Origin of the sequence: Acetivibrio mesophilus (assembly GCF_004102745.1) — a bacterium.
In the GTDB taxonomy this organism is placed as follows: domain Bacteria; phylum Bacillota; class Clostridia; order Acetivibrionales; family Acetivibrionaceae; genus Hungateiclostridium; species Hungateiclostridium mesophilum.
In genome coordinates this window covers 67,351-74,378 of the sequence record NZ_RLII01000017.1, presented here as the reverse complement: position 1 = coordinate 74,378, position 7,028 = coordinate 67,351, and the positions used below count along the sequence as shown (strand labels likewise).

6 protein-coding genes are annotated in these 7,028 nt (G+C 34.3%); 3 read left to right on the top strand and 3 right to left on the bottom strand.

The window, feature by feature from the left end:
- Window positions 1-123: 123 nt before the first annotated feature.
- Genes EFD62_RS12115 through EFD62_RS12105 form a run of 3 tightly spaced genes read right to left on the bottom strand, consistent with a single transcriptional unit; the run spans window position 124 to window position 3,979 of the window.
- Entirely contained in the window at window positions 124-1,383 is a 1,260-nt protein-coding gene (locus EFD62_RS12115; protein WP_128706207.1) for a copper amine oxidase N-terminal domain-containing protein, read from the bottom strand.
- A 37-nt stretch (window positions 1,384-1,420) separates the two neighbouring features.
- On the bottom strand, window positions 1,421-2,908 hold the full coding sequence (locus tag EFD62_RS12110; RefSeq protein WP_128706206.1) for a stalk domain-containing protein: 1,488 nt from the start codon (window positions 2,906-2,908) through the stop codon (window positions 1,421-1,423).
- Between the two features lie 24 nt (window positions 2,909-2,932).
- Window positions 2,933-3,979, bottom strand: coding sequence for a hypothetical protein (locus EFD62_RS12105; RefSeq protein ID WP_128706205.1), 1,047 nt, complete (start codon window positions 3,977-3,979; stop codon window positions 2,933-2,935).
- Window positions 3,980-4,412: 433 nt separating this feature from the next.
- On the opposite strand from EFD62_RS12105, the gene EFD62_RS12100 reads away from it, so the two are divergent.
- The 3 genes from EFD62_RS12100 to EFD62_RS12090 are packed head-to-tail and all read left to right on the top strand — an operon-like array spanning window position 4,413 to window position 7,025.
- A complete protein-coding gene (locus tag EFD62_RS12100; RefSeq protein ID WP_069195280.1) occupies window positions 4,413-5,414 on the top strand; it encodes an ABC transporter ATP-binding protein in 1,002 nt (333 codons plus the stop codon).
- On the top strand, window positions 5,404-6,186 hold the full coding sequence (locus EFD62_RS12095) for an ABC transporter permease (RefSeq protein ID WP_235832645.1): 783 nt from the start codon (window positions 5,404-5,406) through the stop codon (window positions 6,184-6,186). Before EFD62_RS12100 ends, EFD62_RS12095 begins: the two co-directional genes overlap by 11 nt.
- Window positions 6,187-6,191: 5 nt before the next feature.
- Window positions 6,192-7,025, top strand: coding sequence for an ABC transporter permease (locus EFD62_RS12090; RefSeq protein WP_235832644.1), 834 nt, complete (start codon window positions 6,192-6,194; stop codon window positions 7,023-7,025).
- Window positions 7,026-7,028 lie beyond the last annotated feature (3 nt).

Sequence of the window (7,028 nt, the reverse complement as noted above, 5' to 3'; positions counted from 1 at the left end):
TTCCATTTGGTTTGATTGTTTCTCTCAACTCAATTATACCAATGTTGAAGGTCTCATGCCATTTTTATCACCAAATAATATTGAATTTTCAAGGTGCACAGGGACTTTTATAAGTGCGAAGTTTTAGTTATTTATATTTGCAAGATTTATATAACAAAGTCCCCGATTATTTTTTATATTGGTATATTCATATGGAAATTCTTTTTTATTAAAGAAAGTCAGGGCATCTTCATATGCCTCTATAGCTTTATTTAGATTTTCCCGGGGATTTTCCGAATAGCTTAAATATGAATAGCATATCCCTAAATTATTCTGGCCCATTGCATAGCCGATTATATATTCTTCCTCGAAAATCGTTAATGCCTCTTCAATAGCACTGATAGCACTGTGAATATTTTCAACATTTCCGCCCCATGCATACAGACCTATATAAGAGCTTCCTTTTTGCAATTGTATCCTTGCATACTCTAACGGGTAATTTTCAAGTTTGAATACTTTCAAAGCGGAATCAAGATACTCTAAGGCCAAGTTATTGTTTACCACGCTGTCTCTTACCTTGGACAGCATATTATATGCATGTCCTAAGCTGTAATTTGCTGCTCCTTGTATCTTACTTGAGTCAACGGTTAATGCCTGTTTATATGCTGCTATAGCATTAATAGCGTTCCTTTCCATATCGGCGTTTTGAGATAGCATTAAATACGCATGTCCAATACTTAAATTTATATAACCGTATTCCTCAGGGTTTTTTTTGCTAGATATGCCCTCCAGGATCTTTTCATAACTTTCTATGGCTTCAATATATTTGCTGTCATCATATAATTTATTTGCATTCTCCATTTCATCATTAATCTTATCTGGCCTATATCTTCGCGTAATATTTATGATACTATCAATACAATCTTTTATCATAATATTCTCATTGCCGCCAATAGTAATATCATTTTCATCCATACTCCATACATTCAATATGTTTTTTTCACTGTCGAAATTAAAAACCATACCAAATCCATACTCAAAAATCTCTGCAGATATGAAAAGTCTATCATTATGTATAAAAGAAGAAGAATTGAAATCTATATATTTATCATTTATCAATACTTTATTACTTTCAGCCTTTATACTGATAGCTTTGTTTTCTTTAGCTGCAACAGCTGTTCTTAAAGAATGATCCCATTCTACCTCCATTCCGAAAAGGTTGAGAGTTTCCCTGACAGGTACAAATACTTCACCGTTTACTATACGCGGCGGAATATCCATTTTTACTTGCACATTATTTATATCTACCAGTACCTCACTATTTGAATCTGCACTGCACGTGAACATAAAAAAACATGATATTGTTGCGGCAATTACTACTATTATCCCCATTTTTTTGAACATAAACTCATTCTTCCTCCCCTTAAGCCATTAATATTTTTTATTTTATAACCTGAATCTCATTCTTATTTATTACTTTCATCGCCTCCCTAAATGCTCTATTTGCTTTTATAAAATTACTCAGCTCATCCTCCTGTGTGTATGACGCAAGCATGTATAAGTCCCCCATATCATAATTGACTTTTGCATAATGTATGGGATATTTTTCTAGCGAATAAATGTTTAGGCTTTCCTTATATTCCTCTAAAGCTTTTTCAAAACTGTCTTTACCAATACCGCGTTTAGCCATATCACTGTATAATTCCCCCATGCTTCTGTGAATATCTGCATAATCAAAAGGATAAGACTCTATACTTCTAATCTTTAATGTTTCATTATATGCGGCCATTGCTCTTTCCACATACCCTTTTTTGAGCATTAGTTTTGACAAAAGCTTATAGGTGTTTCCCAAACCATATTGTATTGATGACCATGTGTAGCTATCATTATCAAAATCGCATTTTTCCAAATAGCTCTCATATATATCTTTCGCTTCCGTCAAGCACTCCATTGCCAGGTTTTTGTGTTTTAGTTTAAGATATGCAGAGCCCATGTTGTATTTTATAAATGCATAATCAAGTGCATAACCTTCCGTATACTCCACAGCCAAGGACTTTTTGTAATAATTTATAGCTTTTAAAAGGTCATTGTTTCTTCCGGTTGTTTCCGCCAGTATTTTGTATGCACTACCAAGATTATTTAGGGTAATAAAATAGTCGATGGGATTATTTTCGGCAGAATAAACTGAAATCGCATCCTCATATAGGGATATAGCCCTCTCAATATTTGTCTTTGAATCTTTTATTTGAGCAAGTATGCTGTATGCGTTTCCCATGCCTTTTGCCGCATGGGCATAAGCCGTTGGACTTTCTTCCTTAGAGATGTTTTCCAAAACCTTTTTATATTTTTCAATAGCTTCCGGTATGTTGTTATTCTCCAGGAGGATATCTGCGGTACTTAATAAATCATAGGCAGTATCACTGTTGATGGGCTCAAATATATCTAAAATTATCCCTTTTGCCTTTGCAATAATAATATTACCCTGTCCATTTATTATAACGTTTGATCCAAAATCCGGGCTGGCAATTATTATGTTACCGTTCTTGTCCCATATCACTTTTTCTCCAAATTGTTGTGCTACAAAATCAACAGGTATATAGAATTTGCCGTCTATAATTCTGGCAGCATTGTTAAGTTCAACATTTTCACCATTTATGATCGCTTCTTTGGAATCAATTTTCAGGATATTTTTTTTATTACCTTTAACAGCAATAAGCATTTTGTCCTTTGAAACCCATGCAACTTCCCACCCCAGAGATTCAAAAACTTCCTTTGCAGGGACATATACTGTCCCTTCTACAACTTTTTTATTGAGTTCGATATTTATAGATTTATCTGTTTTTAAATTTGAACTTGACGCAGAACTATTGATAAACTGCACCATAAAGACTAGACATAAAGTTAGCAAGATAGCATAAAATTTTAACATTTGCACCCTCCCCAACCCCGTCTGTTAATTACTAATGTTTATAATGATGTTCTGAGAATCATTTATCTGGATATTCTTATCTCCATTAATTATGTTACCTGTATGTGGACTTATCTCCTTTATATTGGTGCTGTTATCCTTTGACATAACCGTCGTATTGGTACTGTTATCCTCTATCTTAACTGCTGTATTGGTACTGTTGTTCTCCGGCGTAGACTCCGTATTGGTTCTGTTATTCTCTGGCGTAACCTCTGCATTCTCACTGTTATTCTCTGGTGTAGCCTCCGGAGTTTGCCTGACCTCTAAGTTGATGCTGCTGTCTTCATTTATATCCTTCGTCATCACAGATTTCGCTAAGTTCTCTTCCTGTTCTTCTTCGAAGGACTTAGAAGGAATTTTTAAAATGCCACTATCACTTTTTGCGAAGGATGATTGGGGCGGTTTTTTCGAATCATCTGCTATACTTAGTTGCTCGAATAAAATAAACGAAGCCATAATGACTAGTACTGAGGCAGAAACTAAAGTCCGCCTAATTTTATTTATGTAATTATTACTTTTACATGAATTAGGTTTAGAATATAGATTATTATCTTTATATAAAATCATACTTGTATCTTCAGAGTATTTGGAAGTGACCTCGGGTAAAAGGAGTTCGTCTTCGGCTGCAAATGTGCTTTCCTCAACATTTTCACTTTTCTGTTCCTCAATGACAGTGGTAAAGTAGCTATTGTCCTGTGAAACAGCTATTGTCAAAGTTTCCTCTAGGAAAATTTCAAAATCTTCAATGCAAAGAATAAATTCTTTAATATCAGTACTAAGGGAAGATTCTTTTATAAGGATATTTATTTTATCTCGAAGGGTTTTTTGTTGAATAATCGTTGATTCACCAATCACAAATTCTACAATTTTACTTATATCCTCTTTTTTGGGTGTCACTTTTTCACTTTTCCATTTCGAGATAATAGAAACATCTTTAAGAAGGTACGCACCTGCAAAATAACCTGCGCTTCTGTTTATAGTTGCAAATATCACTTCTAATAACTGCTTAATAGTCAATATTTTTTTATCCATAGTAGTTGCTCCCCTAATTATTATATATAAAACAACACCAATTTCTATTTTTCATAATGCTAAAAATGATTTATTATATCTGTGTATCCAATACTCTTACAAATAATTCAGCTACTAGACTTGATATAATAGTATCACAAATTTATCAATTTGAATATGTAAATTTCATCGTCAGTGCCATAATCCATATGGAATCCAAAAGAATTTCAACTCTTTTTCAATGCTTTTACACAGAATATTCAACGAAAATTCCCGCGCAATTTGAAGTATTTTGTTAAGTTTACAGTGTTCCTAATTTTCGTGTCGAAAACTTTGTACTCATAATTGAATTTTGAAAAGGAGGTAAATTTTATTTGTAAAAAAATACAAGCAACTTGCATTAGGATTGAAAAAGTTAAACCAAAGAATAAAAACTTAAAGGGGTGATACGAAGGTGGCATTTATTAAGTCAGAAAATTTAGTTAAGGAATATAAGATAAATGTAAAAAAGAAAGGGTTATTGGGAGCTATCAACAGCCTTCTGATACCGGAATACAAGATTAAAAAAGCGGTAGATAACATTAGCTTTTCTATTGAAAAGGGTGAAATGGTAGGATTTATCGGTCCTAATGGCGCCGGAAAGTCTACGACAGTTAAAATGCTGACCGGAATATTAGTGCCTTCCTCAGGGGAAATAAGCATTGGAGGATTGTCTCCATATAAGAATAGGAAAGCCGTTGCATCAAAAATTGGTGTTGTTTTTGGTCAGAGAACACAGCTCTGGTGGGACCTTCCGGTCATAGATACTTTTGATCTTCTCAAATTTATTTATAAGATACCGGACAAAGAATATAAGAAAAATTTAGATATGTTCAGTGAACTTTTAGAGATTCATAAATTTATGAATCAGCCGGTAAGGCAGCTAAGTCTAGGGCAACGAATGAGGGCGGATATTGCGGCATCAATGCTCCATAATCCGGAGATGGTGTTTTTTGATGAACCTACAATCGGTCTTGATGTGGTAGCAAAAGAGAGAATCCGTGAGTTTATAAAGTACATAAACGCCGAAAAAGGAACTACCATGCTTTTCACAACCCATGATATGCAGGATATAGAGAAAACTTGCAATAGAATGATAATCATCGACAACGGCACCATTATATATGACGGAAGCATCCACGAGATAAAACACAGATTCGGAAACTACAGGATAGTCGAAGTCGAGTTTCAAAAGGAATATAAAAACTTAAGTTTTGCCGGGGTTAAGCTCATCAATAGCGATGGGAACAGAAAAAAGTTTAAGGTAGATCAAACTCTGATGCAGGTCACAAATCTTATCAATGAGCTGACTCAAAAATATGAGGTGCAGGATATTACAATCCAAGAGCCGGAAATTGAACAGATAATCAGAGATATTTACCAAGGAGGAATATGCCTTGATAAGAATGTATGTTGAGATTGCCAAAAAGGTATTTCAGAACAATATCGTGTATCGTTTGGATTATTTCGCCGGATTGATTAATGCCCTGATAGTCATTTTGGTTAATATATCCATATGGAAGGCTATCTATGAAGAAGAAGAGGTCTTAGGAGGAATTCAGTTTAGATATGTTATAACATACCTGATACTCGGAGTGCTGCTACAAACTATATTTATGATGGATGAGTACCTTATTGAAGGCAAGGTAAACTCAGGACTTGTTTCTATGGATCTGTTAAAACCCATGAATTTCAAGGCATATATACTGTCACATAATATAGGAGTACTGATGTTTAGACTCATAATGCAATTTACACCTGCATTAATAGTTTCAATGTTTGCCTTTGGATTGCTCCCTCCGTTTTCTCTTCTTTATATGTTTTACTTTATTGTAAGCGTTGTACTGGGATATTTGGTTCTCTATAATCTAAACTTTATTATTTGGATGACATCGTTTTGGTTCTACAAAACTTTCAGCCTGGTTACCATTAAGGATGCTGCTGTTACCATATTGTCCGGTGCCCTTATACCAATATGGTTTTTGCCGGAAAAACTAGTTAATTTCATTGAATTGACCCCTTTTGGCTCCATATATTATATTCCAATATCTATTTATCTTGGACAGGTTCCTCCAAATGATATTATTCTAAGCCTCATAAAACAAGCCTTTTGGATAGTAACCCTGTTCCTGTTAGGTCATATTCTTTGGAAGTCTGCAGCAAAAAAACTGGTGGTTCAAGGGGGTTAATGCATATGAAATTATTAAATAATACATTTGATACAATAAGGCTTTTTGCAAGGTTTACAAAACTGAACCTTAAGATAACTCTTGAATATAAATTAGACAGAACATTAACATTTTTCGCAATCTTCTGCAGGGAATCAGTAAATGTATTGGTCATTTACTTTATATTAAAAAAGTTTATCAGCATAAAGGGCTGGGAAATGAATGAAATGCTTTTCTTGTATAGTTTTCTCTTTTTGTCATACAGCTTGTTTGTTGCTTTCTTTACAGGTATAAGGGAGTTTGACTCAGTGATATATTCCGGAGAATTTGACAGATTGCTGATAAGACCGGTTGGATTGCTGACACAAATAATATGTGCGAGAATGGATCATTGCGCCTTCTTAGGTCATGGTGCGGTAGGTTTAATTCTCTTTATAAAAACATCAACTTCAGTTGGAATCCAATGGACACCAACAAATATCCTTTATTATATTGTTACACTCGTTGGTGCAGCTATTATACAGGCCTCATTATTTATGCTTTCTTCTTGTTTCAATTTCTGGGCCATAAGAACAACCAACCTGCGAAACATGATATTTTTCAACTCAAGGCGATTTGCAGGATATCCAATAAGTTTTTATCCGGCTTTGATACAAAACTTATTAATATATGTTACTCCCTTTGCATTTGTAAGCTATTTTCCTGCACAGTATTTTTTGAGAAAGCCTGAATTAAGTCTTTTCTGGGATGGTTTTTTATACATGACCCCCATAGTGGGTGTAGCAATGTTCGCTTTGGTTTATATGCTTTGGAAAAACGGCTTAAAACACTATTCCAGCTCCGGCACCTCAATGTACTAAATC

Bases quoted from the DNA above. Each gene is read 5' to 3' on its own strand.
- EFD62_RS12115 (WP_128706207.1), bottom strand. From the start codon at position 1,383: ATGTTCAAAAAAATGGGGATAATAGTAGTAATTGCCGCAACAATATCA.
- EFD62_RS12090 (WP_235832644.1), top strand. From the start codon at position 6,192: ATGAAATTATTAAATAATACATTTGATACAATAAGGCTTTTTGCAAGG.
- EFD62_RS12105 (WP_128706205.1), bottom strand. From the start codon at position 3,979: ATGGATAAAAAAATATTGACTATTAAGCAGTTATTAGAAGTGATATTT.
- EFD62_RS12110 (WP_128706206.1), bottom strand. From the start codon at position 2,908: ATGTTAAAATTTTATGCTATCTTGCTAACTTTATGTCTAGTCTTTATG.
- EFD62_RS12095 (WP_235832645.1), top strand. From the start codon at position 5,404: ATGTATGTTGAGATTGCCAAAAAGGTATTTCAGAACAATATCGTGTAT.